Source organism: Streptomyces sp. NBC_01092, assembly GCF_045039535.1.
Classification (GTDB): Bacteria; Actinomycetota; Actinomycetes; order Streptomycetales; family Streptomycetaceae; genus Streptomyces.
The window spans coordinates 2,085,471-2,111,953 of the sequence record NZ_CP108659.1 but is presented as its reverse complement, the minus strand read 5'-3'; the positions used below and the strand labels follow the sequence as shown (position 1 = coordinate 2,111,953).

Annotated in this window: 23 protein-coding genes; 20 read left to right on the top strand and 3 right to left on the bottom strand. The window is 70.7% G+C overall.

Features of this window, described 5'->3' with window-relative positions:
- Positions 1–13: 13 nt before the first annotated feature.
- From OG254_RS09280 to nusB, 4 genes are all read left to right on the top strand, one after another.
- Complete coding sequence (locus OG254_RS09280) at positions 14–916, top strand: Pro-rich N-terminal domain-containing protein (protein WP_405579356.1); 903 nt, start codon at positions 14–16, stop codon at positions 914–916.
- A gap of 173 nt (positions 917–1,089) precedes the next feature.
- Complete coding sequence (locus OG254_RS09275; protein ID WP_405579353.1) at positions 1,090–2,196, top strand: aminopeptidase P family protein; 1,107 nt, start codon at positions 1,090–1,092, stop codon at positions 2,194–2,196.
- A 51-nt stretch (positions 2,197–2,247) separates the two neighbouring features.
- The gene (efp, locus tag OG254_RS09270) at positions 2,248–2,814 is read left to right on the top strand and encodes an elongation factor P (RefSeq protein WP_030607045.1); all 567 of its coding nucleotides are present in this window, start codon (positions 2,248–2,250) and stop codon (positions 2,812–2,814) included.
- Position 2,815: 1 nt separating this feature from the next.
- Positions 2,816–3,250, top strand: a complete 435-nt coding sequence (gene nusB, locus OG254_RS09265; protein ID WP_351196965.1) for a transcription antitermination factor NusB — start codon at positions 2,816–2,818, stop codon at positions 3,248–3,250.
- Positions 3,251–3,424: 174 nt separating this feature from the next.
- On the opposite strand, the gene bldD is transcribed toward nusB, so the two are convergent.
- Positions 3,425–3,928, bottom strand: a complete 504-nt coding sequence (gene bldD / locus OG254_RS09260) for a transcriptional regulator BldD (RefSeq protein ID WP_007491469.1) — start codon at positions 3,926–3,928, stop codon at positions 3,425–3,427.
- A gap of 255 nt (positions 3,929–4,183) precedes the next feature.
- Between bldD and pyrR the strand changes: the two genes are divergently transcribed.
- The 14 genes from pyrR to OG254_RS09190 all read left to right on the top strand — a co-directional run bounded on the left by pyrR (position 4,184) and on the right by OG254_RS09190 (position 20,833).
- The gene (pyrR, locus tag OG254_RS09255; RefSeq protein ID WP_351196273.1) at positions 4,184–4,756 is read left to right on the top strand and encodes a bifunctional pyr operon transcriptional regulator/uracil phosphoribosyltransferase PyrR; all 573 of its coding nucleotides are present in this window, start codon (positions 4,184–4,186) and stop codon (positions 4,754–4,756) included.
- A gap of 103 nt (positions 4,757–4,859) precedes the next feature.
- Positions 4,860–5,837 (top strand): aspartate carbamoyltransferase catalytic subunit, encoded by a 978-nt coding sequence (locus OG254_RS09250; RefSeq protein ID WP_351196275.1) that lies wholly within the window; start codon positions 4,860–4,862, stop codon positions 5,835–5,837.
- A 5-nt stretch (positions 5,838–5,842) separates the two neighbouring features.
- Positions 5,843–7,129, top strand: a complete 1,287-nt coding sequence (locus OG254_RS09245; RefSeq protein WP_351196277.1) for a dihydroorotase — start codon at positions 5,843–5,845, stop codon at positions 7,127–7,129.
- Complete coding sequence (locus OG254_RS09240) at positions 7,126–7,722, top strand: hypothetical protein (RefSeq protein ID WP_147997180.1); 597 nt, start codon at positions 7,126–7,128, stop codon at positions 7,720–7,722. Before OG254_RS09245 ends, OG254_RS09240 begins: the two co-directional genes overlap by 4 nt.
- The gene (gene carA, locus OG254_RS09235) at positions 7,719–8,876 is read left to right on the top strand and encodes a glutamine-hydrolyzing carbamoyl-phosphate synthase small subunit (RefSeq protein ID WP_351196280.1); all 1,158 of its coding nucleotides are present in this window, start codon (positions 7,719–7,721) and stop codon (positions 8,874–8,876) included. Before OG254_RS09240 ends, carA begins: the two co-directional genes overlap by 4 nt.
- Positions 8,869–12,177 (top strand): carbamoyl-phosphate synthase large subunit, encoded by a 3,309-nt coding sequence (gene carB / locus OG254_RS09230; RefSeq protein WP_405579348.1) that lies wholly within the window; start codon positions 8,869–8,871, stop codon positions 12,175–12,177. Before carA ends, carB begins: the two co-directional genes overlap by 8 nt.
- A gap of 75 nt (positions 12,178–12,252) precedes the next feature.
- The gene (locus OG254_RS09225; RefSeq protein ID WP_405579345.1) at positions 12,253–13,359 is read left to right on the top strand and encodes a quinone-dependent dihydroorotate dehydrogenase; all 1,107 of its coding nucleotides are present in this window, start codon (positions 12,253–12,255) and stop codon (positions 13,357–13,359) included.
- Positions 13,356–14,201 (top strand): orotidine-5'-phosphate decarboxylase, encoded by an 846-nt coding sequence (gene pyrF / locus OG254_RS09220; RefSeq protein ID WP_405579343.1) that lies wholly within the window; start codon positions 13,356–13,358, stop codon positions 14,199–14,201. Before OG254_RS09225 ends, pyrF begins: the two co-directional genes overlap by 4 nt.
- A 320-nt stretch (positions 14,202–14,521) precedes the next feature.
- Positions 14,522–14,845 (top strand): integration host factor, encoded by a 324-nt coding sequence (locus tag OG254_RS09215; RefSeq protein ID WP_003977346.1) that lies wholly within the window; start codon positions 14,522–14,524, stop codon positions 14,843–14,845.
- A gap of 59 nt (positions 14,846–14,904) precedes the next feature.
- Positions 14,905–15,462, top strand: coding sequence for a guanylate kinase (gene gmk / locus OG254_RS09210; protein ID WP_351196287.1), 558 nt, complete (start codon positions 14,905–14,907; stop codon positions 15,460–15,462).
- A gap of 64 nt (positions 15,463–15,526) precedes the next feature.
- Positions 15,527–15,799: a DNA-directed RNA polymerase subunit omega gene (rpoZ, locus tag OG254_RS09205; protein WP_030247008.1), complete on the top strand. Its 273-nt coding sequence runs from the start codon at positions 15,527–15,529 to the stop codon at positions 15,797–15,799.
- Positions 15,800–15,921: 122 nt separating this feature from the next.
- Entirely contained in the window at positions 15,922–17,124 is a 1,203-nt protein-coding gene (gene coaBC / locus OG254_RS09200; RefSeq protein ID WP_351196289.1) for a bifunctional phosphopantothenoylcysteine decarboxylase/phosphopantothenate--cysteine ligase CoaBC, read from the top strand.
- 240 nt (positions 17,125–17,364) lie between these two features.
- Positions 17,365–18,573 (top strand): methionine adenosyltransferase, encoded by a 1,209-nt coding sequence (gene metK, locus OG254_RS09195; protein ID WP_351196291.1) that lies wholly within the window; start codon positions 17,365–17,367, stop codon positions 18,571–18,573.
- 106 nt (positions 18,574–18,679) lie between these two features.
- Positions 18,680–20,833 carry a primosomal protein N' gene (locus OG254_RS09190; protein ID WP_405579337.1) on the top strand — a complete coding sequence of 718 codons (2,154 nt, stop codon included), beginning with the start codon at positions 18,680–18,682 and terminating at the stop codon, positions 20,831–20,833.
- A 158-nt stretch (positions 20,834–20,991) separates the two neighbouring features.
- Here OG254_RS09190 and OG254_RS09185 read toward each other — a convergent pair whose 3' ends face one another.
- Positions 20,992–21,534 carry a hypothetical protein gene (locus tag OG254_RS09185; RefSeq protein WP_147997191.1) on the bottom strand — a complete coding sequence of 181 codons (543 nt, stop codon included), beginning with the start codon at positions 21,532–21,534 and terminating at the stop codon, positions 20,992–20,994.
- A 309-nt stretch (positions 21,535–21,843) separates the two neighbouring features.
- Here OG254_RS09185 and fmt point away from each other — a divergent pair, with 309 nt between their 5' ends.
- Together fmt and OG254_RS09175 are read left to right on the top strand one after the other, a co-directional pair.
- A complete protein-coding gene (gene fmt / locus OG254_RS09180; RefSeq protein WP_405579333.1) occupies positions 21,844–22,776 on the top strand; it encodes a methionyl-tRNA formyltransferase in 933 nt (310 codons plus the stop codon).
- A gap of 74 nt (positions 22,777–22,850) precedes the next feature.
- Positions 22,851–24,269 (top strand): RsmB/NOP family class I SAM-dependent RNA methyltransferase, encoded by a 1,419-nt coding sequence (locus OG254_RS09175; RefSeq protein ID WP_405579330.1) that lies wholly within the window; start codon positions 22,851–22,853, stop codon positions 24,267–24,269.
- Between the two features lie 72 nt (positions 24,270–24,341).
- On the opposite strand, the gene OG254_RS09170 is transcribed toward OG254_RS09175, so the two are convergent.
- Positions 24,342–26,474 carry an MMPL family transporter gene (locus OG254_RS09170; RefSeq protein ID WP_405579327.1) on the bottom strand — a complete coding sequence of 711 codons (2,133 nt, stop codon included), beginning with the start codon at positions 26,472–26,474 and terminating at the stop codon, positions 24,342–24,344.
- Positions 26,475–26,483: the final 9 nt, after the last annotated feature.

Sequence of the window (26,483 nt, the reverse complement as noted above, 5' to 3'; positions counted from 1 at the left end):
GGAGTGGCACCGGATGCAGCACGCAGTGGGTTCTCCGCTGCCGCCGCCCCACCAGTCGGGGCACGGCTGGTCGCCGGCCGGACAGCCCCCGGGTGCGCACCACCCGGGTGGGCACCAAGGACCAGCGCCGCACCAGGGACCCGCCCCGCATCAGGGATCTGCTCCGCACCAGGGATCCGCCCCGGTGCCCCCGCCGCCTCCGGCACCGGGCTTCGCACCGCCCGGACCGGTCCAGCACACACCCCCACAGGTCCCGGCGCCGCCGACCCCCGAGACCACGGGGCACGTACCGCTGCCGCCCGGCGGCCCCGTCGGCATGCCGAGCGTCCCGCCCGCCACCGCGGCACCCGACATGGGGAGCACGACCATCGCGGTGCTGCTCATCGGCCCGGCGGGGGCCGGTAAGACAAGCGTCGCCAAGTACTGGGCGGACCACCGCCGGGTCCCCACGGCCCACATCAGCCTCGACGACGTCCGCGAATGGGTCCGCTCGGGCTTCGCCGACCCCCAGTCCGGGTGGAACGACCATTCCGAGGCGCAGTACCGCCTGGCCCGCCGCACCTGTGGCTTCGCCGCGCGAAACTTCCTGGCCAACGGCATCTCCTGCATCCTCGACGACGCGGTGTTCCCCGACCGCCCGGTGGTCGGCCTCGGCGGCTGGAAGCGCCACGTCGGCCCGGGGCTGCTGCCCGTGGTGCTGCTGCCGGGCCTGGAGATCGTCCTGGAGCGCAACGCCGAACGCATGGGCAACCGCCGCCTCACCGACGAGGAGGTCGCCCGCATCCACGGCCGCATGGCGGGCTGGTACGGCTCGGGCCTGCCGATCATCGACAACTCCCAGCTCGACGTCCCGCAGACGGCACGGGTCCTGGACGACGTACTGGCCCGCTCGATCGCGAGCCCACCGAACTGGTAGCGGAGGCGAGCGGAGCCGACCCAGGGGCGCGGGGAACTGCGCGACCGGCCCCCACTGACCTGTAGACGACACACAACCCCGGGTCGGCACTCGTCCAACCCGCACAAACGCGGCACCGCCCACTCAGACCCCCTCAACCGGCGCCAACCCGACAGAGCTCCTACGCTCGTGTCATGTCAGAGGTGTACGCCGCCCGCCGAACCCGCCTACGGGAACGCTGCCAAGCCAGCGGCAGCGCCTCCGCGCTGATCTCCCGCCCCGCGAACGTCCGCTACCTCGCAGGCGCCGCCCCGCAGGACTCCGTGCTCCTCATCGGCAGGACCGAGGACCTGCTCGTGTGCCTCGGCCCGCCCGGCGACCGCCCCGCCGAGGGTCGCCCGGACGAGGCGCTGCGGACGCACCTCCTGCCCGGCGCCGGCGGTGACCCCGCCGTCGCGGCCGCCGACCTCTGCGCCGCGCAGGGCGGTGACTCCCTCGCCGTGGAGGAACATCACCTCACCGTCGCCCGGCACCGAGCCATCCGCTCCGTCGTCCCCCGGCTGCGCCTGACCGACCTCGGCGGCGCCGTCGAACAGCTCCGCGTCGTCAAGGACGAGGAGGAGATCTCCTGCCTCCGCATCGGCGCCGAGATCGCCGACCAGGCCCTGGGCGAGCTGCTCGAATCCATCCTCGTCGGCCGCACGGAGCGCCACCTCGCCCTCGAACTGGAACGGCGCCTCGTCGATCACGGCGCCGACGGCCCCGCCTTCCCCACCGCCGTGGCCACCGGCCCGAACTCCGGCCGGCGTGCCCATCGGCCCACCGACCGCCGGGTCGAGGAAGGCGACTTCCTCTCCGTCTGCCTGGGGGCCATGTACCGCGGCTACCGCTGCGAGATCGGCCGTACCTTCGTGATCGGTACCTCCCCGGCCGACTGGCAGATCGAGCTGTACGACCTGGTCTTCGCCGCCCAGCGCGCCGGACGGGAGTCTCTGGTACCTGGCGCCGCCTACCGCGACGTGGACCGTGCCGCACGTCAGGTACTGGATTCCGCGGGGTACGCGGAGGGCCTTCCGTCGCTGACGGGGCACGGTGTGGGACTCGAAATCGACGAGGACCCGCAGTTGGCTCCCGCGGCCATGGGTAAACTGGACGCTTGCGTGCCGGTCACCGTCGAACCGGGGGTCCACCTCCCGGGCCGGGGCGGCGTCCGGATCGATGACACGCTCGTCGTCCGCCCCGAGGCGGACGGCGGACCCGAGCTACTCACCATCACGACCAAGGAGCTGCTCGCCCTTTAGACAGGAGCGTGCGCCGGGGTCGTCCACGTCAGTCCAGGAGATTCCGCAACCGTGGCTTCCACGAACGACCTCAAGAACGGCCTGGTGCTCAAGCTCGAAGGCGGCCAGCTCTGGTCCGTCGTCGAGTTCCAGCACGTCAAGCCCGGCAAGGGCCCGGCCTTCGTGCGCACCAAGCTCAAGAACGTGCTCTCCGGCAAGGTCGTCGACAAGACGTTCAACGCCGGCGTCAAGGTCGAGACGGCCACTGTCGACAAGCGCGACATGCAGTTCTCCTACATGGACGGCGAGTACTTCGTCTTCATGGACATGGAGACCTACGACCAGCTCATGGTCGACCGCAAGGCCGTCGGCGACGCCGCCAACTTCCTGATCGAGGGCTTTACGGCCACCGTCGCGCAGCACGAGGGCGAGGTGCTCTTCGTCGAGCTGCCGGCCGCCGTCGAGCTCGTCATCCAGGAGACCGAGCCGGGCGTCCAGGGCGACCGCTCCACCGGCGGCACCAAGCCCGCCATCCTGGAGACTGGCCACCAGATCAACGTCCCGCTCTTCATCACCACCGGTGAGAAGATCAAGGTCGACACTCGCACGAGCGACTACCTCGGCCGGGTGAACAGCTAAATTGGCTGCCCGCAACACGGCCCGCAAGCGCGCCTTCCAGATCCTCTTCGAGGGCGACCAGCGCGGGGTCGGCGTCCTGACGGTCCTCGCGGACTGGATCCGGCTCTCCCGGGACGACACCCGGCAGCCGCCGGTCAGCGAGTACACGATGCAGCTCGTCGAGGGCTACGCCCAGCACGCGAGGCGCATCGACGAGCTGATCGCGCAGTACTCCGTCGGCTGGACGCTCGACCGGATGCCGGTCGTGGACCGCAACATCCTGCGCCTCGGCGCGTACGAGCTGATCTGGGTCGACGAGACCCCGGACGCCGTCGTGCTGGACGAGATGGTGCAGCTGGCGAAGGAGTTCTCGACGGACGAGTCGCCCTCGTTCGTCAACGGCCTGCTCGGCCGGCTCAAGGACCTGAAGCCCTCGCTGCGCCGAGACGAAGCGTAAGGGTCCTCGAAGACGCGGGAGGGCCCGCAGCGACCGCTGCGGGCCCTCCCGCGTCTTCTTGTGCCCCAGGGGACTCTCGGGGTCTCCTCAGGCTGCAGAACGCCGCCGGGGTGGCCGCAACCCAATGGGTTCCGGCCACCCCGGCGGTACGTTTCTGCTCAAGCGGCGTAACGCTCAGCCCTCGTCGGCGTGGGACACTGCGCGGCGCGCGTCCGCGTCCAGCACGCCCCAGCTGATCAGCTGCTCGGTGAGGACCGAGGGGGACTGGTCGTAGATGACGGCGAGTGTGCGCAGGTCGTCCTGGCGGATCGACAGCACCTTGCCGTTGTAGTCACCGCGCTGCGACTGGATGGTCGCGGCATAGCGCTGCAGGGGGCCCGCCTTCTCGGCCGGCACGTGGGCCAGCCGCTCCAGGTCCAGGACCAGCTTCGGCGGCGGCTCGGCGGCCCCGCCCGGCGTGGTGCCCGGCAGCAGCTCCTGCACCGGCACGCCGTAGAAATCCGCCAGCTCGGCAAGTCGCTGCACGGTCACGGCGCGGTCGCCGCGCTCGTACGAACCGACCACGACGGCCTTCCAGCGTCCCTGGGACTTCTCCTCGACACCGTGGAGGGAAAGGCCCTGCTGGGTGCGGATGGCCCGGAGTTTGGCCCCGAGCTGTTTGGCGTATTCGCTGGACATATAGCTCCCCGGACACTGTGTCGACGCGGCGTGGCTTGGGTTCCATGCCGCGCGGTTGGTAACTCACTGTGAGGTTACGCAGCGTTACTCTGGCCCGTCAAGCCGAATGGTCCACACCGACTCTTCCGTGCTATCGGTGGCTGATTGGGCCAAGGGGGTGATGAGGAGGGCCTCGGCGGCCTGCTACCGTGGATGGCGCAAACCAGACGTCCTTTAAGGTCCGTCCCGTGAGGCGGAGAAGGAGGTCCTTTTCGTATGGACAGGCAACAGGACACGCAAGCGTCCGACGCAAGGCCCGTTCTCGAAGGCCCTGACATCGCGCGGGTGTTGACCCGCATTGCCCACGAGATCGTCGAGCGCGCCAAGGGCGCCGACGACGTGGTGCTCCTCGGGATTCCCACCCGAGGCGTCTTCCTCGCCCAGCGGCTCGCCGCCAAGCTCGAGGAAATCACCGAGCGCAAGATGCCGGTCGGCTCGCTGGACATCACGATGTACCGCGACGACCTGCGCATGCACCCGCCGCGTGCGCTCGCCCGCACCGAGATCCCCGGTGACGGCATCGACGGCCGCCTCGTCGTCCTCGTCGACGACGTGCTCTTCTCCGGCCGCACGATCCGCGCCGCTCTCGACGCCCTGAACGACATCGGCCGTCCGCGCGCGGTCCAGCTCGCCGTCCTCGTCGACCGCGGCCACCGCGAACTGCCCATCCGCGCCGACTACGTCGGCAAGAACCTCCCCACGTCGCTGCGGGAGACGGTCAAGGTCCTGCTCGCCGAGGAGGACGGTCGCGACACCGTTCTGCTCGGTGCCAAGCGGACCTCCCAGTAGCGCCCACGGCGTATGCCGCTGTCGTACGCCCGCTCAGTGCGCCCTCGCGCGCACCCGTCTGCCCCGATTTCGCCTGAATGAACTGCCTTACGGAGCCTGACAGATGCAGCGTCATCTCATCTCGGCCGCCGACCTCACCCGCGACGACGCCGTCCTGATCCTCGACACCGCCGAGGAGATGGCCCGGGTCGCCGACCGGCCGATCAAGAAGTTGCCGACCCTGCGCGGCCGCACCGTCGTGAACCTCTTCTTCGAGGACTCCACGCGCACGCGTATCTCCTTCGAGGCCGCCGAGAAGCGGCTCTCCGCGGACGTCATCAACTTCACCGCCAAGGGGTCGAGCGTGTCCAAGGGCGAGTCCCTGAAGGACACCGCCCAGACCCTGGAGGCCATGGGCGTCGACGCCGTGGTCATCCGGCACGGCGCCTCCGGAGCGCCGTACCGCCTGGCCAACTCCGGCTGGATCGACGCGGCCGTCATCAACGCTGGCGACGGCACCCACCAGCACCCGACCCAGGCCCTGTTGGACGCCTTCACGATGCGGCGCCGGCTCGTCGGCCGGGACGCCGGGATCGGCCAGGACCTCGACGGCCGGCGCATCACGATCGTCGGCGACATCCTGCACAGCCGGGTCGCCCGCTCCAACGTCGACCTGCTGCACACCCTCGGCGCCCAGGTCACCCTCGTCGCGCCGCCCACCCTGGTGCCGGTCGGCGTCGAGACCTGGCCCTGCGAGGTGTCGTACGACCTCGACAGCACGCTTCCGAAGTCCGACGCGGTGATGATGCTGCGCGTGCAGCGCGAGCGCATGAACGCCGCGTTCTTCCCGACCGAGCGCGAGTACTCGCGGCGCTACGGCCTCGACGGCGACCGCATGGCCAAGATGCCCGAGCACTCCATCGTCATGCACCCCGGCCCGATGGTCCGCGGCATGGAGATCACCGCCGAGGTCGCCGACTCGGAGCGCTGCACCGCCATCGAGCAGGTTGCAAACGGAGTCTCCATCCGGATGGCCGTCCTGTATCTGCTGCTGGGCGGAAACGAACCGGCCGCCGCCCACACCCGTACCGAGGAGAAGTAAGACCGATGAGCAAGATCCTGATCCGTGGTGCGAAGGTGCTCGGCGGCGAGCCGCAGGACGTACTGATCGACGGCGAGACCATCGCAGCGGTGGGCACCGGTCTGAGCGACGAGGGCGCCCAGGTCGTCGAGGCGGCGGGCAAGGTCCTGCTGCCGGGCCTGGTCGACCTTCACACGCATCTGCGTGAGCCCGGCCGTGAGGACTCCGAGACCGTGCTGACCGGCACGCGCGCGGCGGCCTCCGGCGGCTTCACGGCCGTGTTCGCCATGGCCAACACCTTCCCGGTCGCCGACACCGCCGGCGTGGTCGAGCAGGTCTGGCGACTGGGCCGGGAGCACGGCTACTGCGACGTGCAGCCGATCGGCGCCGTCACCGTCGGCCTCGAGGGCCGCAAGCTCGCCGAGCTGGGCGCCATGCACGAGTCGGTGGCGGGCGTCACCGTCTTCTCCGACGACGGCAAGTGCGTCGACGACGCCGTGATCATGCGCCGCGCGCTGGAGTACGTGAAGGCCTTCGGCGGTGTCGTCGCCCAGCACGCGCAGGAGCCGCGGCTGACCGAGGGCGCCCAGATGAACGAGGGCGTCGTCTCCGCCGAGCTGGGCCTCGGCGGCTGGCCCGCGGTGGCCGAGGAATCGATCATCGCCCGGGACGTCCTGCTCGCCGAGCACGTCGGCTCCCGCGTGCACATCTGCCACCTGTCGACTGCCGGGTCCGTCGAGATCGTCCGCTGGGCCAAGTCCCGCGGCATCGACGTCACCGCCGAGGTCACCCCGCACCACCTGCTCCTCACCGACGAGATGGTGCGCACCTACAACCCGGTCTACAAGGTGAACCCGCCGCTGCGCACCGAGCGTGACGTGATGGCGCTGCGCGAGGCGCTCGCCGACGGCACCATCGACATCGTCGCCACCGACCACGCCCCGCACCCGCACGAGGACAAGGACTGCGAGTGGGCCGCCGCCGCGATGGGGATGGTCGGCCTGGAGACCGCGTTGTCAGTGGTGCAGGACACCATGGTGGACACCGGGCTCCTCACCTGGACCGGGGTCGCCGAGCGCATGTCCTTCAAGCCCGCCCAGATCGGGCAGGCGCAGGGGCACGGCCGTCCCGTCTCGGCTGGTGAGCCCGCCAACCTCACGCTCGTCGACACGGAATACCGTGGGTCCGTGGACCCCGCGGGCTTCGCCTCGCGCAGCCGCAACACCCCGTACGAGGGGCGTGAGCTGCCGGGCCGTGTGACGCACACGTGGCTCCGGGGCAAGGCCACGCTCGTCGACGGGAAGCTCACGTGACACCTGCAACTCTGCTCGCCGCCGGACTCGCCGCCGAAAAGAAGTCGGCCGAGGTCACCGACTGGGCCGCCCGCGCGGGCTGGCTCGTCGGACTCGCCCTCTTCGTCGCGCTCGTCTACTGGCTGATGCGCGAGGGCTGGAAATGGCGCGGCACGCTCCAGGGCGACCTGCCCGAGCTGCCCAGCGCGCCGGACGACCCCGGCCCGGCGAGACTGAGCATGAGCGGCCGCTACCACGGCTCGACCACCGCAGGTCAGTGGCTGGACCGCATCGTGGCGCACGGCCTCGGCACCCGCAGCCGGGTCGAGCTCACGCTGACGGACGCGGGACTGGACGTCGTACGCCCCGGCGCGACCGACTTCTTCGTCCCCGTCGCGCAGCTGCGCGAGGCCCGGCTCGACAAGGGCATCGCCGGCAAGGTCCTGACCGAGGGCGGACTGCTCGTGGTGACCTGGGCGCATGGCGAGCGGCTGATCGACTCAGGGTTCCGCTCGGACCACGCGGCGGAGCACAACGAGTGGGTCGACGTCATTAACTCCATGATCGACAACTCCATGATCGACAACAACAGCACGGAAGGCGCCGAACGATGACGACCTCCATCCAGGGGACCGCCTCGAAGAGGCACAAGGCGGCTCCCGCCGTACTCGTCCTGGAGGACGGCCGCATGTTCCGCGGCCGTGCCTACGGGGCCGTGGGGGTGACCTTCGGCGAGGCCGTGTTCTCCACCGGCATGACCGGCTACCAGGAGACCCTCACCGACCCGTCGTACCACCGCCAGGTCGTCGTGATGACCGCCCCGCACGTCGGCAACACCGGCGTCAACGACGAGGACCCGGAGAGCAAGCAGATCTGGGTCGCCGGCTACGTCGTGCGCGACCCCGCGCGCGTGCCGTCCAACTGGCGTGCCAAGCGCTCGCTGGACGACGAGCTGCGCCACCAGGGCGTCGTCGGGATCTCCGGCATCGACACCCGCGCGCTCACCCGCCACCTGCGCGAGCGCGGCGCCATGCGCGTTGGCATCTTCTCCGGCAACGCGCTGCCCGACGAGGGCACCATGCTCGCCGAGGTCCGCCAGGCCCCCGAGATGAAGGGCGCCGACCTCTCCGCCGAGGTCGCCACCAAGGAGACGTACGTCGTCCCCGCGATCGGCGAGAAGAAGTTCACGGTCGCCGCCGTGGACCTCGGCATCAAGGGCATGACCCCGCACCGCATGGCCGAACGCGGCATCGAGGTGCACGTCCTGCCGGCCACGGCGACCGCCGAGGACGTCTTCGCCGTGAACCCGGACGGCGTGTTCTTCTCCAACGGCCCGGGCGACCCGGCCACCGCCGACCACCCGGTCTCCGTCATGCAGGCGGTCCTGGAGCGCGGCACCCCGCTCTTCGGCATCTGCTTCGGCAACCAGATCCTCGGCCGCGCCCTCGGCTTCGGCACCTACAAGCTGAAGTACGGCCACCGCGGCATCAATCAGCCGGTCCAGGACCGCACCACCGGCAAGGTCGAGGTCACCGCGCACAACCACGGCTTCGCCGTGGACGCCCCGACCGACAAGGTCTCCGACACCCCCTACGGCCGCGCCGAGGTCTCCCACGTCTGCCTCAACGACAACGTGGTGGAGGGCCTCCACCTCCTCGACAAGCCGGCCTTCAGCGTCCAGTACCACCCCGAAGCGGCAGCGGGCCCGCACGACGCCGCCTACCTGTTCGACCGCTTCGTATCCCTGATGGAGGGCCAGCGTGCCTAAGCGCACCGATATCCAGTCCGTCCTGGTCATCGGCTCCGGCCCGATCGTCATCGGCCAGGCCGCCGAGTTCGACTACTCCGGCACGCAGGCGTGCCGCGTCCTGAAGTCCGAGGGCCTCCGGGTCATCCTCGTGAACTCCAACCCGGCGACGATCATGACCGACCCGGAGATCGCCGACGCCACCTACGTCGAGCCGATCACCCCGGAGTTCGTCGAGAAGATCATCGCCAAGGAGCGGCCCGACACACTGCTGCCCACCCTGGGCGGCCAGACGGCCCTCAACACGGCCATCTCGCTGCACGAGGCGGGGACGCTGGAGAAGTACGGCGTCGAGCTGATCGGCGCCAACGTCGAGGCCATCAACAAGGGCGAGGACCGCGACCTCTTCAAGGACGTCGTCGAGGCCGTACGCGCCAAGATCGGCTACGGCGAGTCCGCCCGCTCGGTCATCTGCCACTCCATGGACGACGTCCTGGGCGGCGTCGAGACCCTCGGCGGCTACCCGGTCGTCGTCCGCCCGTCCTTCACCATGGGCGGCGCCGGCTCCGGCTTCGCGCACGACGAGGAGGAGCTGCGCCGCATCGCAGGCCAGGGCCTCATGCTATCGCCGACCACCGAGGTGCTCCTTGAGGAGTCCATCCTCGGCTGGAAGGAGTACGAGCTGGAGCTGATGCGCGACAAGCACGACAACGTCGTGGTCGTCTGCTCCATCGAGAACTTCGACCCGATGGGCGTGCACACCGGCGACTCGATCACCGTCGCGCCCGCGATGACGCTCACCGACCGCGAGTACCAGATCCTGCGCGACATCGGCATCGCCGTGATCCGCGAGGTCGGCGTCGACACCGGCGGCTGCAACATCCAGTTCGCGGTGAACCCCGAGGACGGTCGCGTGATCGTCATCGAGATGAACCCGCGCGTGTCGCGTTCCTCGGCCCTCGCCTCCAAGGCGACCGGCTTCCCGATCGCCAAGATCGCCGCCAAGCTCGCCGTCGGCTACACCCTCGACGAGATCCCGAACGACATCACGAAGGAGACCCCGGCCTCCTTCGAGCCGACGCTCGACTACGTGGTCGTGAAGGCCCCGCGCTTCGCCTTCGAGAAGTTCCCGCAGGCCGACTCCACCCTCACCACCACCATGAAGTCGGTCGGCGAGGCCATGGCCATCGGCCGTAACTTCACCGAGGCCTTCCAGAAGGCGCTGCGCTCGCTGGAGAAGAAGGGCAGCCAGTTCACCTTCGTCGGCGAGCCCGGCGACAAGGCTCTTCTCCTCGAAGAGGCGGTCCGCCCGACCGACGGCCGGATCAACGCCGTCATGCAGGCCATCCGCGCGGGCGCCACCCAGGAGGAGGTCTTCGAGTACACGAAGATCGACCCCTGGTTCGTCGACCAGCTCTTCCTCATCAAGGAGATCGCCGACGAGATCGCCGAGGCCGCGGAGCTCACCCCCGAGCTGCTCGCCGAGGCAAAGCGGCACGGCTTCTCCGACCAGCAGATCGCCGAGATCCGCGGCCTGCGCGAGGACGTCGTGCGCGAGGTGCGGCACGCGCTCGGCATCCGCCCGGTCTACAAGACGGTCGACACCTGCGCCGCCGAGTTCGCCGCGCAGACGCCGTACTTCTACTCCTCCTACGACGAGGAGACCGAGGTCGCTTCGCGTGAGAAGCCGGCCGTCATCATCCTGGGCTCCGGGCCCAACCGCATCGGCCAGGGCATCGAGTTCGACTACTCCTGCGTCCACGCCTCCTTCGCGCTGAGCGACGCCGGGTACGAGACCGTGATGGTCAACTGCAACCCGGAGACCGTCTCCACGGACTACGACACCTCCGACCGGCTGTACTTCGAGCCGCTGACGCTGGAGGACGTGCTGGAGATCGTCCATGCCGAGCAGCAGGCCGGTCCGGTGGCGGGCGTGATCGTCCAGCTGGGCGGCCAGACCCCGCTGGGTCTGTCGCAGGCGCTGAAGGACAACGGCGTGCCGATCGTCGGTACGTCCCCGGAGGCCATCCACGCCGCCGAGGACCGGGGCGCCTTCGGGCGGGTCCTCGCGGAGGCGGGCCTCCCGGCCCCCAAGCACGGCACCGCCACCACCTTCGCCGGCGCCAAGGCCATCGCCGACGAGATCGGCTACCCGGTCCTCGTGCGGCCGTCGTACGTCCTCGGCGGACGCGGCATGGAGATCGTCTACGACGAGACCCGGCTGGAGTCCTACATCGCCGAGTCGACCGAGATCAGCCCCTCGCGGCCGGTCCTCGTCGACCGGTTCCTGGACGACGCGATCGAGATCGACGTCGACGCGCTCTACGACGGCACCGAGCTCTACCTCGGCGGCGTCATGGAGCACATCGAGGAGGCCGGCATCCACTCCGGCGACTCGGCGTGCGCCCTGCCCCCGATCACGCTCGGCGGCTTCGACATCAAGCGCCTGCGGGCGTCCACGGAGGCCATCGCCAAGGGCGTCGGCGTACGCGGCCTGATCAACATCCAGTTCGCGATGGCGGGCGACATCCTGTACGTCCTGGAGGCCAACCCGCGCGCGTCCCGCACCGTCCCCTTCACCTCGAAGGCGACCGCGGTACCGCTGGCGAAGGCCGCCGCCCGCATCTCGCTGGGCGCGACCATCGCCGAACTGCGCGCCGAGGGCCTGCTTCCGGCGACCGGCGACGGCGGCGAACTCCCGCTCGACGCGCCGATCTCCGTCAAGGAGGCCGTCATGCCGTGGTCGCGCTTCCGCGACATCCACGGGCGCGGCGTCGACACCGTCCTCGGCCCGGAGATGCGCTCCACCGGCGAGGTCATGGGCATCGACTCCGTCTTCGGCACGGCGTACGCCAAGTCGCAGGCGGGCGCGTACGGCCCGCTCCCCACCAAGGGCCGCGCGTTCATCTCGGTCGCCAACCGCGACAAGCGCTCGATGATCTTCCCGGCGCGCGAGCTGGTCGCCCACGGCTTCGAGCTCATGGCCACCTCCGGCACGGCCGAGGTCCTCAAGCGCAACGGCATCAACGCCACGGTCGTGCGCAAGCAGTCCGAGGGCACCGGCCCGAACGGCGAGAAGACCATCGTCCAGCTCATCCACGACGGCGAGGTCGACCTCATCGTCAACACCCCGTACGGCACCGGCGGCCGCCTCGACGGCTACGACATCCGTACGGCGGCCGTGGCGCGGTCCGTGCCCTGCCTGACGACGGTCCAGGCGCTCGCCGCCGCCGTCCAGGGCATCGACGCCCTCAACCACGGTGATGTGGGCGTACGTTCCCTGCAGGAACACGCCGAGCATCTGACCGCGGCCCGCGACTAGCAGCCCTGAGGGGGACACCGGAAACGGTGTCCCCCTCTTCATGAGGCTCACTGAGGCTTCGAAGAGGACACAACGATGTACAAGCTTTTCTTCCGTCTGGTTTTCAAACGGATGGACCCGGAGCAGGCCCACCACCTGGCGTTCCGCTGGATCCGGCTCGCCGTCCGCATCCCGGTGCTGCGCACGTTCGTCGCGGCCGCGCTCGCGCCCCGCCACAAGGAACTGCGGACCGAGGCCTTCGGGCTGCGCATGCACGGCCCCTTCGGGCTCGCCGCGGGCTTCGACAAGAACGCCGTCGCGATCGACGGGATGTCGATGCTCGGCTTCGACCACGTCGAGATCGGCACGGTGACCGGGGAGGCCCAGCCCGGCAACCCCAAGAAGCGGCTGTTCCGGCTCGTGCAGGACCGCGCGCTCATCAACCGCATGGGCTTCAACAACGAGGGCTCGCTGGCCGTGGCGGCCCGCCTGGCGTCCCGTACGCCCGTCTTCAGCACCGTCGTGGGCGTCAACATCGGCAAGACCAAGGTCGTCCCGGAGGCCGACGCCGCCGGCGACTACGTGAAGTCGACCGAGCGGCTCGCGCCGTACGCCGACTACCTGGTCGTGAACGTCTCCTCGCCCAACACGCCCGGCCTGCGCAACCTCCAGGCCACGGAGTCCCTGCGGCCGCTCCTGAGCGCCGTCCGCGAGGCCGCCGACCGCACGGTGACCGCCCGTCGCGTGCCGCTGCTGGTGAAGATCGCGCCGGACCTCGCCGACGAGGACGTCGACGCCGTCGCCGACCTGGCCGTCGAGCTCGGCCTGGCCGGGATCATCGCCACGAACACCACCATCGCGCGCGAGGGACTCGGTTTGAAGTCCGAACCCACCCTCGTGAAGGAGACCGGCGGTCTGTCGGGGGCGCCCCTGAAGGCGCGCTCCCTGGAGGTGCTGAGGCGCCTGTACGCGCGCGTGGGCGACCGGATCACCCTCGTGGGCGTCGGGGGCATCGAGAACGCCGAGGACGCCTGGCAGCGCATCCTCGCCGGTGCCACGCTCGTGCAGGGATACAGCGCCTTCATCTACGAGGGGCCCTTCTGGGGCCGTGCCCTCCACAAGGGGCTCGCCGCGCGCCTGCGCACCAGCCCGTACGCCACCCTCGCCGACGCGGTCGGCGCCGACGTGAGGAAGACGGCATGAGCTCTCTCGAACCCTTCGGCGCACGCCTTCGCCGCGCCATGGACGAGCGCGGCCCCCTTTGCGTCGGCATCGACCCGCACGCCTCCCTGCTCGCCGAGTGGGGCCTGAACGACGACGTGGCGGGCCTGGAGCGGTTCAGCCGTACGGTCGTCGAGGCGATGGCCGACCGGGTCGCCCTGCTCAAGCCGCAGAGCGCCTTCTTCGAGCGCTTCGGGTCGCGCGGTGTCGCCGTCCTGGAGAAGACGGTCGAGGAGGCGCGAGCGGCCGGAGCGCTGGTCGTGATGGACGCCAAGCGCGGCGACATCGGCTCGACCATGGCCGCGTACGCCGAGTCCTTCCTGCACAAGGACTCCCCGCTGTTCTCCGACGCGCTGACCGTCTCGCCGTACCTCGGCTACGGATCGCTCTCGCCGGCCGTGGCGCTGGCCCGGGAGAGCGGCGCCGGCCTGTTCGTGCTCGCGCTGACCTCGAATCCCGAGGGCGGCGAGGTCCAGCACGCGATCCGCGCGGACGGCCGCACCGTCGGCGCGACGATGCTGGCCCACCTGGCCGCCGAGAACGAGGGAGAGGAGCCTCTGGGGTCCTTCGGGGCGGTCGTCGGCGCCACGCTCGGCGACCTGTCGTCGTACGACCTCGCCATCAACGGTCCGATCCTCGCCCCCGGCATCGGTGCCCAGGGCGCCACGCCCGCGGATCTTCCGCAGGTCTTCGGCGCGGCGGTGCGCAATGTCGTCCCGAACGTCAGCCGGGGTGTGCTGCGGCACGGACCGGACGTCGTCGCGCTGCGTGAGGCCGCGTCACGCTTCGCAGACGAGGTCGCGCACGCTGTATCGGGTGCCTGACCGCCGTCAGAGGTGTTCGAGCCGGTCGCGGAAGTCCTCCGATGAGTGGTCCGCGGCCGACTTGAGTCTGAATACATCCTCAAATCCGGGGCATTATGTCCTAAATGTCCGACCTGACGGAGGCTGACCAGGACTTTTCCGCTGTTCTCGCTGACTCTGGCGGACTTGCCCGCTAGTCTCCGACCAGTGGGGGCACCTTCCACGCTCCTGAAGCAGTGGGGGAGAACGGGCAGCGTGTTGCTCGTGCCTCCCCAGGTGTGGGGCGACTAGGTTCCTCACCGGTCCGTATCCGACAGTTCGACATCCGAGGTGACGTAGGCGTGGCTCTTCCGCCCCTTACCCCTGAACAGCGCGCAGCCGCGCTCGAAAAGGCCGCCGCGGCTCGCCGGGAGCGGGCCGAGGTCAAGAATCGACTCAAGCACTCCGGCGCCTCCCTGCACGAGGTCATCAAGCAGGGCCAGGAGAACGACGTCATCGGCAAGATGAAGGTCTCCGCGCTGCTTGAGTCCCTGCCGGGCGTGGGCAAGGTCCGCGCCAAGCAGATCATGGAGCGACTCGGCATCTCCGAGAGCCGCCGTGTGCGTGGCCTCGGCTCGAACCAGATCGCTTCCCTGGAGCGTGAGTTCGGCAGCACCGGTTCCTGACTCCCGGCAGTTGGGACAGGGAGTCCCGGGCACTCCGGGATTGCTGGAATAATCGCTGCATGAGTGAACGTCCGCGGCTGACCGTGCTCTCCGGCCCCTCAGGGGTCGGCAAGAGCACGGTCGTCGCCCATATGCGCAAGGAACACCCCGAGGTCTGGCTCTCGGTGTCGGCGACGACCCGCAAGCCCCGCCCCGGCGAGCGGCATGGAGTCCACTACTTCTTCGTCACCGACGACGAGATGGACAAGCTGATCGCCAACGGCGAGCTGCTGGAGTGGGCCGAGTTCGCGGGCAACCGCTACGGCACGCCGCGTGCGGCCGTGCTGGAGCGGCTGGAGGCGGGTGAGCCCGTCCTGCTGGAGATCGATCTCCAGGGGGCCCGGCAGGTCCGGGAGTCCATGGCCGAGGCTCAGCTGGTGTTCCTGGCTCCTCCTTCCTGGGAGGAGCTCGTGCGCAGACTCACCGGACGTGGCACCGAGCCGCCCGAGGTGATCAAGCGCCGGCTGGACGCGGCGAAGGTCGAGCTGGCGGCCGAGCCGGAGTTCGACATGACCTTGGTCAACACCTCCGTCGAGGACGTGGCGCGCGAGCTGCTAGCCTTGGTGGACGTTGTGTGATCGTGACTGCTCGTTCCGAGTGATCACATCCACTGAATCTTTCCCATCCATCGGAAGGTAGAGCGTGTCCTCTTCCATCTCCGCGCCCGAGGGCATCATCAACCCGCCGATCGACGAGCTCCTCGAGGCCACCGACTCGAAGTACAGCCTCGTGATCTACGCGGCCAAGCGGGCCCGCCAGATCAACGCGTACTACTCGCAGCTCGGCGAGGGCCTCCTCGAGTACGTCGGTCCGCTGGTGGACACCCACGTCCACGAGAAGCCGCTCTCGATCTCCCTGCGCGAGATCAACGCGGGTCTGCTGACGTCCGAGGCCGTTGAGGGCCCGGCGCAGTAAGTACGATTTACAGCTTGAAGCTGACTTTTCCACAGGCCCGGCAGCGCGACTGCCGGGCCTGTGGTGTGTAGTGGAGTCGTGCGCTGATCCCTGGCGCACCTGAGCCGATTCGGGGAGAGCCGGTGGACAAGCCGAAGGTCGTTCTGGGGGTCAGCGGCGGCATTGCCGCGTACAAGGCCTGTGAGCTGCTGCGCAGACTCACCGAGTCGGGTCACGACGTCCGCGTCGTCCCCACCGCCTCCGCCCTGCACTTCGTCGGCGCCGCCACCTGGTCCGCCCTCTCCGGCAACCCCGTCTCGACGGAGGTCTGGGACGACGTCCACGAGGTCCCGCACGTCCGCATCGGCCAGCACGCCGACCTGGTGATCGTCGCCCCGGCCACGGCCGACATGCTCGCCAAGGCCGCGCACGGCCTCGCCGACGACCTGCTCACCAATACCCTGCTCACCGCCCGCTGCCCGGTGGTCTTCGCCCCCGCCATGCACACCGAGATGTGGGAGCACCCGGCGACCCAGGAGAACGTGGCAACACTGCGCCGGCGCGGCGCGGTCGTCATCGAGCCCGCCGTCGGCCGCCTCACCGGCGTGGACACCGGCAAGGGCCGGCTGCCCGAGCCCGCGGAGATCTTCGAGGTCTGCCGCCGGGTGCTGGCCCGGGGCGTCACCGAGCCGGACCTCAAGGGACGGCATGTCGTCGTCAGCGCCGGTGGCACGCGCGAGCCCCTCGATCCCGTTCGCTTCCTCGGCAACCGTTCCTCCGGCAAGCAGGGCTACGCCCTCGCCCGCACCGCCGCCGCCCGCGGCGCCCGCGTCACGCTGGTCTCCGCCAACCCCGCGCTGCCCGACCCGGCCGGCGTGGACGTCGTACCGGTCGGCACGGCGGTGCAGCTGCGGGAGGCGGTCCTCAAGGCCGCCTCGGACGCCGACGCGGTGGTGATGGCGGCCGCGGTGGCCGATTTCCGCCCCGCGACCTATGCCACCGGGAAGATCAAGAAGAAGGACGGTGAGGACCCGGAACCCATCATTCTGGTGCGAAATCCGGACATCCTCGCGGAGATCTCCACCGACCGCGCCCGCCCCGGTCAGGTGATCGTCGGCTTCGCCGCCGAGACGGACGACGTGCTGGCCAACGGCCGCAAGAAGCTGGAACGCAAGGGGTGCGACCTCCTCGTGGTGAACGAGGTGGGGGAGCGCAAGACGTTCGGCTCCGAGGAGAACGAGGCGGTCGTCCTGGGCGCCGACGGCAGCGAGACCCCGGTACCGCACGGCCCGAAGGAGGCCCTGGCCGAAACCGTGTGGGACCTGGTGGCGCGGCGACTGGGGTGAATTGTTTGATGCGCTCGGGCTTCACTGGTGGCTTCCTCGATTCGGGTGTGGCATCCCTGGTCAAGGGTGTGTGAGAGTGGGCAGAATGCCCGTGCCGCAGGTCACAGCGCTCCCGAGAGGCGAGACAGGGGGTCCGTGACCGAGCACGACAGATAAACTGTCCTCGGACGACGCCGGGCGCAGCCCCCAGGCCCGTCCGCCAATGATCAGCCAGCAGCCGCTGCAACCACAGGGAGCGTTGTGTCCCGTCGCCTGTTTACCTCGGAGTCCGTGACCGAGGGTCACCCCGACAAGATCGCTGACCAGATCAGCGACACCATTCTCGACGCGCTTCTGCGCGAGGACCCGACCTCTCGGGTCGCCGTCGAGACACTGATCACCACCGGGCTCGTGCATGTGGCCGGAGAGGTCACGACCAAGACGTACGCGGACATCGCGACGCTGGTCCGCAGCAAGATCCTGGAGATCGGCTACGACTCCTCGAAGAAGGGCTTCGACGGCGCCTCCTGCGGCGTGTCGGTGTCGATCGGCGCGCAGTCCCCGGACATCGCCCAGGGCGTGGACACGGCGTACGAGTCCCGGGTCGAGGGCGACGAAGACGAGCTGGACCGGCAGGGCGCCGGTGACCAGGGCCTGATGTTCGGCTACGCGTCGGACGAGACGCCGACGCTGATGCCGCTGCCGATCTTCCTGGCGCACCGCCTGTCGAAGCGCCTGTCCGAGGTTCGCAAGAACGGCACGATCCCCTACCTGCGCCCCGACGGCAAGACGCAGGTCACCATCGAGTACGACGGCGACAAGGCGGTCCGCCTGGACACGGTGGTCGTCTCCTCGCAGCACGCGAGCGACATCGACCTGGACTCGCTCCTCGCCCCCGACATCCGGGAGTTCGTGGTCGAGCCGGAGCTGAAGTCCCTGCTCGACGACGGGATCAAGCTGGACACGGAGAACTACCGCTTGCTGGTGAACCCGACCGGCCGCTTCGAGATCGGCGGTCCGATGGGTGACGCGGGGCTGACCGGCCGGAAGATCATCATCGACACGTACGGCGGCATGGCCCGCCACGGCGGCGGTGCCTTCTCCGGCAAGGACCCGTCCAAGGTGGACCGTTCGGCGGCGTACGCGATGCGCTGGGTCGCCAAGAACGTGGTCGCGGCGGGACTGGCATCGCGCTGCGAGGTGCAGGTGGCGTACGCGATCGGCAAGGCCGAGCCGGTCGGCCTGTTCGTCGAGACCTTCGGTACCCACAAGGTGGAGCCCGAGAAGATCGAGAAGGCCATCGACGAGGTCTTCGACCTGCGCCCGGCCGCGATCATCCGCGACCTGGACCTGCTGCGTCCGATCTACGCCCAGACGGCCGCCTACGGCCACTTCGGCCGCGAGCTGCCGGAGTTCACCTGGGAGCGGACGGACCGGGTGGAGGCGCTGCAGAAGGCTGCGGGGCTGTAAGGCCCGGATCCACGGCTTTGCGCGAGGCCCGGTCCCTTTGGGGGCCGGGCCTCGGCGTCTGTCGGGTGGGCGTCGGTTGTCAGTGGGGTTTGGTAAGAATGCAAGCGTGAGCAGCGAGAACGGGACTGGTGGTGGCGGCGCCGAGGGGGCGTCGCCCGAGCAGCTCGCGCTCATTCGCGAGAGTGTGCGCAAGGCCCAGGAGCCGCGGGCGAAGCCCAGGACCTGGCGGGGGGCCAGGCTCGCCGAGCGGTTGCCGGTGGCGCGGGTGCTCGTCGACAAGGGCGTGCTGCATCTCGACCGGTACTTCGACTACGCCGTGCCGGAGGAGCTGGACGAGGACGCACAGCCCGGGGTGCGGGTGCGGGTGCGGTTCGGCGCCGGGCGGCATCGGGTGCGAGACGGGCGGCGTGAGGGCGGGGGGCTCATTGACGGGTTCCTCGTCGAGCGGGTCGCCGAGTCCGACTATGCGGGTCCGCTGGCGGCGCTCGCGCAGGTCGTATCGCCCGAGCGGGTCCTGAGCGAGGAGCTGTTGGCGCTCGCGCGCGCCGTCGCCGACCGGTACGCCGGAGGGCTTGCCGATGTGTTGCAGCTCGCGGTGCCGCCGCGCAGCGCCCGGGCCGAGCAGCGGCCCTCACCGGAGCCGCTCGCGCCGCCCGGCCGGCCCGAGGCGGGGTCCTGGGAGCGGTATGAGCGAGGAGCCGGGTTCTTGGAGGCGCTCGCCTCCGGGGGCACGCCGCGTGCCGTGTGGAATGCCTTGCCCGGGCCCGAGTGGAGTGAGGAGCTCGCCCGCGCCGTTGTCGCCACGCTGGCCTCCGGGCGGGGCGCGCTCGTCGTGCTGCCGGACGGGAAGGCCGTCGCTCGGGTGGACGCTGCCCTGACCTCGCTCCTGGGCAAGGGGCATCATGCGGTGCTGACCGCCGATGCCGGGCCCGAGAAGCGGTATCGGGAGTGGCTGGCGGTGCGGCGAGGGAGCGTGCGGGCCGTTGTGGGGACGCGGGCCGCCATGTTCGCGCCCGTGCAGGATCTGGGGCTGGTCGCCCTCTGGGACGACGGCGACGACAGCCACAGCGAGCTGCACGCCCCGCAGCCCCATGCGCGCGAAGTGCTGCTGCTTCGGGCCGCCCAGGACAAGTGCGGGTTTCTGCTGGGGAGTTGGAGCTGCACCGTCGAGGCCGCGCAGCTCGTGGAGAGCGGTTGGGCCCGGCCGCTGGTTGCCGCACGGGAGCAGGTGCGGGGCGCGGCTCCGCTCGTACGGACCGTCGGGGACGGCGATCTCGCCCGGGACGAGGCCGCTCGGGCCGCCCGGCTGCCCACGCTTGCCTGGCAGGCGGTGCGGGACGGGCTGCGGCACGGGCCGGTGCTCGTGCAGGTGCCTCGGCGGGGATACGTACCACGGATGGCGTGCGCCAACTGCCGGGCGCCCGCCCGGTGCAGGCACTGCGCCGGGCCGCTGGAGGCACAGGGCTCCGGGGCCGATCTGCAGTGCGGGTGGTGCGGACGGGACGAGGGTTCCTGGCACTGTCCGGAGTGCGGTGGATTCCGGCTTCGCGCCCAGGTGGTGGGGGCGCGGCGGACCGCCGAGGAGCTGGGGCGGGCCTTTCCCGCCGTTCCGGTGCGCACGTCGGGGCGCGAGCATGTGCTGGACACAGTGCCGGGCACACCCTCGCTGGTCGTGAGCACGCCGGGCGCCGAGCCCGTCGCCGAGGGCGGCTACGCGGCGGCCCTGCTGCTGGACGGCTGGGCCATGCTCGGGCGGCCCGACCTGCGGGCGGGGGAGGACGCGCTGCGCCGCTGGATCGGGGCCGCCTCGTTGGTACGGCCGCAGAGCGCCGGAGGGACGGTGGTCGTCGTCGCCGAGCCCACGTTGCGGCCCGTGCAGGCGCTGGTGAGGTGGGACCCCGTCGGGCACGCGGTGCGCGAGCTCGCCGAGCGGGCCGAGCTGGGGTTTCCGCCGGTGTCGCGGATGGCTGCCGTGGCCGGACCCGGGGAGGCGATCGCCGAGTTCCTGCGTGCGGCCGAGCTGCCGCCGGACGCCGAGGTGTTGGGGCCCGTGCCGATGCCGGTCACGGCCGTGGGGCGGCCTCGGCGGGTGGGCGGGCCGCCGCCGGGGGAGCACTGGGACCGGGCGTTGATACGGGTTCCGCCGGGAAGCGGGGCCGCGTTGGCCTCCGCGCTGAAGACCGCGCAGGCGGCTCGGATGGCGCGTGGGGGTGGAGAGGTCGCGGTGCGGGTCCGGATTGATCCGCCTGATATCGGGTGAGGCCGGCGAGTGCCGACTGCCGGATGCCGGCTTCGGGCACCAAGGGATCCACCGAGGGATCCACCGAGGATCAGAGCGCGGCCGTGACCTGACCGCGGACGGGGCCGGACAAAGCCCTGCCCTCCCGGGTGCGCTCCGGGAGGGCAGAGTGCTGGGGGTCAGCCGTTACGCGGACCGGGGAATGCCGTGGGCCTGGCCTCGTCGCGCAGGCCGGGGCTGCCTGCCGTCGGCTGCGTCGGCATGGAGCGCGCCGCGGGGACCGTCGGCACGGTGGGGAGGGCGGTGGTGACATTGACGGTCCGGCTGCCCGAAGGCTCGGTCGTCCGCTCGGCCTCGGCCGCCGCCTGGGTGGCGGCGCGGCGCGCGCCGTAGCGTCGGTGGACCGCCTGCTTGGTGACGCCGAGGGCGCTGCCCACCGCGTCCCAGGAGAAGCCGAGCGAGCGGTCGAAGTCCACGGCTGCCGTGACCAGGGTTTCGACGCTGTCCCGCAGCTCCTGGGCAAGACGGACCGTCGGGGCGGGAGCGCGTCCGTAGACGACGAAGCCCGTGGAGGGACCGGAGCGGCGCGGGCGGTAGACGTTGCCCAGTTGCGCGGTGAGCGTACGCAGTGCGTCCACCTGCCGGCGGACCCGCTCGATGTCCCGCACCAGCAAGTGCAGGCTGGCCCGAGCCTGGGCGTCGTGGGTTGCGTGGTCGGCCATGAACAAGCCTCTCGAACCGGCGTTGAAAAGGAGAGGGCCGCGGTTACGGCGCTTGCGGCCCGTTGTGGTCAACTCTTTCTTGACCAACGCGGGAGTGCTCTGCGGGTCACGCCCTGGGGGCGTGTGGGCATATGCCTACGCCCCTGGGTGGGGTCCACACCCGAGCAGCCCGAGCAGGAGTCCTTGTCCTTCGGCCTTGTCCTTCGGCCTCGGATTTCGTTGTCGTGCTCCGACGTGAGCCACCGAGCGTCGCACCCATAGACTTGTGTGTTGCCCAACCAACCCCGCCCGAGAGGCCCGTGCCCACCCATGAAGCTTGTCTTCGCCGGTACCCCCGAGGTCGCCGTTCCCGCTCTGGACGCTCTCATCGCCTCCGGGCGGCACGACGTGGCCGCCGTCGTCACGCGGCCCGACGCGCCGGCCGGGCGTGGGCGCAGGCTGGTGGCGAGCCCGGTGGCCGAGCGGGCCGAGGAGGCCGGGATCGAGGTACTCAAGCCCGCCAAGCCGCGCGATCCCGAGTTCCTGGAGCGGCTGAGGGAGATCGCGCCGGACTGCTGCCCCGTCGTCGCCTACGGCGCCCTGCTGCCGCGCGTCGCCCTCGACGTGCCGGCCCACGGCTGGGTCAACCTGCACTTCTCGCTGCTGCCCGCCTGGCGTGGGGCCGCGCCCGTGCAGCACTCCATCATGGCGGGCGACGAGATCACCGGGGCCTCCACCTTCCTCATCGAGGAAGGGCTCGACTCCGGGCCCGTCTACGGCACGGTCACCGAGGCGATCCGGTCCACCGACACCAGCGGCGACCTGCTGACCCGGCTCGCCTTCGCGGGCGCCGGGCTGCTCGCCGCGACCATGGACGGCATCGAGGACGGCACGCTGAAGGCCGTACCGCAGCCGTCCGAGGGGATCACCCTCGCCCCCAAGGTCAACGTCGAGGACGCCCACATCGACTGGAACGCCCCGTCCCTGCGCGTCGACCGGCTCGTGCGCGGGTGCACCCCCGCGCCGGGTGCCTGGACCACGTTCCGCGACGAGCGGCTCAAGCTCATCCACGTGCAGCCGGTGCCCGGGCGGGACGACCTCGCCCCCGGCGCGCTCTCCGTGGGGAAGAACAACGTGTACGTCGGGACGGGGTCGTACGCCGTCGAGTTGCTGTGGGTGCAGGCGCAGGGCAAGAAGCCGATGCGGGCCGCCGACTGGGCGCGGGGCGTGCGGATCGGGGCCGGGGAGAGCCTCGGGGCGTAACCGGCCGTACGCCGGGCCGGGCGTGCGACGTAGGCTGGTCGTACATCTCATCCAGTAATCCGGAGCACCTTTTCGTGAGCGACACCTCCCGTCGGCCCCAGAAACCCGGCAAGCCCTACCGACGGCCCAAGAAGGACCCCGTCCGCGTCCTCGCCTTCGAGGCGCTGCGCGCGGTGGACGAGCGGGACGCGTACGCGAACCTCGTGCTGCCGCCGCTGCTGCGCAAGGCGCGGGAGAAGGGCGACTTCGACGGACGGGACGCCGCGCTCGCCACCGAGCTGGTGTACGGGACGCTGCGGCGCCAGGGAACGTACGACGCGATCATCGCCGCGTGTGTGGACCGGCCCCTGCGTGAGGTCGACCCGCCGGTGCTGGACGTGCTCAGTCTGGGTGTGCACCAGCTGCTGGGGACCCGGATTCCGACGCATGCCGCGGTGTCGGCGTCCGTCGAGCTCGCCCGGGTCGTGCTGGGTGACGGGCGGGCCAAGTTCGTCAACGCGGTGCTGCGGAAGGTCACGCAGGACGATCTCGACGGGTGGATCCAGCGGGTCGCGCCGCCGTACGACGACGATCCCGAGGAGCATCTCGCCGTCGTGCACTCGCATCCGCGCTGGGTCGTCTCCGCGCTGTGGGACTCGCTCGGGGGCGGGCGCGCGGGGATCGAGGCGCTGCTGGAGGCCGACAACGAGCGGCCCGAGGTGACTCTGGTCGCGCGGCCCGGGCGGGCCACGACCGAGGAACTGCTCGGCGAGGAGGCCGCGGTGGCGGGGCGCTGGTCGCCGTACGCCGTGCGGCTCGCCGAGGGCGGGGAGCCGGGTGCCATCGAGGCCGTGCGGGACGGGCGGGCGGGGGTGCAGGACGAGGGGAGTCAGCTCGTCGCGCTCGCCCTGGCCAACGCGCCGCTCGACGGGCCTGACGCGAAGTGGCTCGACGGGTGTGCCGGGCCCGGCGGGAAGGCCGCGCTCCTCGGGGCGCTCGCCGCCGAGCGGGGGGCCATGCTGCTCGCGTCCGAGAAGCAGCCGCATCGGGCGGGGCTGGTGGCGAAGGCTCTGCACGGCAATCCGGGGCCGTATCAGGTGATCGCCGCGGACGGGACTCGGCCGCCGTGGCGGGCCGGGAGCTTCGACCGGGTGCTGGTGGATGTGCCGTGCACCGGGCTGGGGGCGTTGCGGCGGCGGCCCGAGGCGCGGTGGCGGCGGCGGCCGGAGGATCTGGATGGGTTTGCCCCGCTCCAGCGGGAGTTGTTGCGCAATGCGATCGACTCCGTGCGGGTGGGGGGTGTCGTGGGGTACGCGACGTGTTCGCCCCATCTTGCCGAGACGCGGGCCGTTGTCGACGACGTGTTGAAGCACGGGGCCGAGGTCGAGCTGATCGACGCGCGGCCGTTGCTGGGTGGGGTGTCGGAGTTGGGGGAGGGGCCCGATGTGCAGTTGTGGCCTCATGTGCATGGGACGGATGCGATGTATTTGGCGTTGATGCGGCGGGTTGGCTGAGGTTCGTGGGGGGTGGCCCGTCCTCGAACGCCGGACGGGCTGAAATCCCTGAGCCGGACGGGCTGGGATGCGTCAGTCCCCGTCCTCCCGCGACAACCTGTGCGGCCACCACACCTTCTTCCCCACGTCCAGGAACAACGCCGTCACCAGCACCGAACGCACGATGAACGTGTCCAGGAGCACCCCCAGCGCCACGGCGAAGCCGATTTCGGCGAAGGCGACCATGGGGAGGGTGCCCAGCGCGGCGAAGGTGCCGGCCAGGACCAGGCCGGCGGAGGTGATGACCGCGCCGGTGGCGGCCAGGCCCGTGATGACGCCCTGGCGGGTGCCCTGGTGCGCGGCCTCCTCGCGGATCCGGGTGGTCAGGAAGATGTTGTAGTCGATGCCCAGCGCCACCAGGAAGACGAAGACGAACAGGGGGAAGTCGGTCGACTCGCCCGCGTAGTCGAAGATGTGGCGGAAGGCCAGCGCGCTGATGCCCAACGCTGCCGCGAAGGACAGGATCACCGTGCCGATCAGCAGCAGGGGAGCGATCAGGGCACGCAGCAGGCCCGCGAGGATCAGCATCACCACGACCAGGACGAGCGGGATGATCACGATGTTGTCGTGGGTCGTCGCCTTGTCCATGTCGAGGAGGGCCGCCGTGCCCCCGCCCACCTGGGCGTCGGCGTCCGGCACCGCGTGGACGGCGTCCCGTACCCGCTCGACCGTCTGTTTCGCGGCCTCGCTGTCGGCCGGAGCGGTCATCGTCGCCTCGAAGAGCACCTGGCCCTCGTAGAGCGGTTTCGTGCCCGGGGGCAGGCCGAGGGATTCGGGGACGACGCCCCGGGTCTCGGCGACGGCCCGGCCCACCTGTTGGGCCTGGGCCTGGTTGCTGACGATGACCAGGGGGTCGCCGCTGCCGGCCGGGAAGTACTGCTCGGAGATCTCCTGGCCGGTGATCGAGTCCGGCTTGTCGGTGAAGGCGTCGGCGTTGCTCAGCCCCTCGGCGCGCAGTTGGATCAGGCCCAGGGAGCAGACGGCGAGGACCACGGCGGTGATGACCCAGGTCATGCGGGGGCGCTGCGCGATACCGCGGCCCATGCGGGCCCAGGCGCCGCGCTCGTGCGGGTTCTCCGCACCGAGGTGGGGGATCACCGGCCAGAAGATCCAGCGGCCGCAGATGACGAGGAGCGCGGGGAACAGGGTCATCATCGCGAGCAGGGCCACCGCCACGCCGATCGCGGCCACCGGGCCGAGGCCGCTCGTCGAGTTCATCTCCGCCGCCAGCAGCACCAGCATGCTCAGCACGACGGTCGCGCCGGAGGCCAGCACCGCCGGGCCCGCGCGGTGCAGGGCCAGGGCCATCGCCTCGTGACGGTCCTCGTGACGGCGGAGTTCTTCCCGGTAGCGGGCGACGAGGAGTAGGGCGTAGTCGGTCCCCGCGCCGAAGACGAGGACCGTGAGGATGCCAGCGCTCTGCCCGTTGACCGTCAGGCCCCCGTGTTCCGCCAGGAGGTAGATGAAGGCCTGGGCGGTGAACAGGGCGACGATCACGGCGATCAGGGGGACCAGGAGCAGGGTCGGACTGCGATAGGTGATCAGGAGCATGACGATGACGACCGTCATCGCCGAGAGCAGGAGAGTGGAGTCGATGCCCTCGAACGCCTCGGAGAAGTCCGCCGACGTGCCGCCTGGGCCCGTGATGTGCACGGCGAGCCCGCCGCTGCTCGTCCCGACGACGTCCCGGATGGAGTCGACGGCCGGCGCGATGCGCTCCCAGCCCTTCTCGTCCATGGTGATCGGGACCTGGACCTGGGCCGCGCGCGGGTCGATCTCCCGGTCGAAGACGGGTCCACGTGTCTCGGCGCCCCGGATGCCGTGGTCGGTCAGCTGCTTGAGCTGGGCCACGTCCTCGGTGATCGCGGCCCGGTCCTGTGCCGTCAGGCCCCCGTCGCGGGCGTAGATGACGACCGCGGGGATCTGCTCCGGCCGGAAGTTCTCGGAGGTCTCCAGGACTTGGGTGGACTCCGCGGACCCCGGCAGCCAGGAGGCGGCGTCGTTGTCCTGCGCGTCGGTCAGCTTCTGCGCGAGCGGAGCCGTCACCAACAGCGCCACCACCCACAGGACGAGCACCACCCACTTGGCGCGTCGTCCGCAGACCAGATGCGCGATGCCTTGCTGTCCGGAACCCGTCTGCCGGTTCTTCTCCTGGATCTCCGTCATGGTCACCCC